Raw genomic sequence first — 488 nt, forward strand, 5'->3', positions numbered from 1 at the left:
TAATTATGAAAGAAGTCTAATGAAAATTCAGTTTAACTATGATCAAATAGAAAGCATATCCATTAACAATACAAAAAGTCACTATAAACTATTACCTGTCGGTAATGAATATTTATTAAGGATTGTATTCAAACACAATCAAAATCTTTTTAATCTACTCCAAAACACCATTAAACCTGTTATGTCTTTTTCTAAATTTCATTTAGATACCTTCGCAAACCATCAAATTTTAGAAATATATTTATTATTCCAAATTATAATTCCTTTAGATCAAGAGAAACGTATAACTACGCTTAAAAATTTAAATCTACAAAATTTGACGATAAAGCAAATCAGCAACCTAGATGATATAAAAAACTTCAAAAATAACCGCTATTTAAGAAAAAATTTCTAGACTTGAACAATAAAAAAACATTCAAATGGTCATTTCATCAAATCTGCTTGACCACTTTAAAATTCATCCCTAAAATGCGCATCAGATTCTCCAA

1 protein-coding gene is annotated in these 488 nt (G+C 26.0%); it reads left to right on the forward strand.

The features are described from left to right. Positions 1-394: hypothetical protein (locus AVJ20_RS18095; protein WP_213066214.1), on the forward strand; the 394-nt coding region annotated here is incomplete at its 5' end. Between the last annotated feature and the right edge of the window lie 94 nt (positions 395-488).

Origin of the sequence: Acinetobacter sp. CFCC 11171, from assembly GCF_003268405.1 — a bacterium.
Taxonomy (GTDB): Bacteria; Pseudomonadota; Gammaproteobacteria; order Pseudomonadales; family Moraxellaceae; genus Acinetobacter; species Acinetobacter amyesii.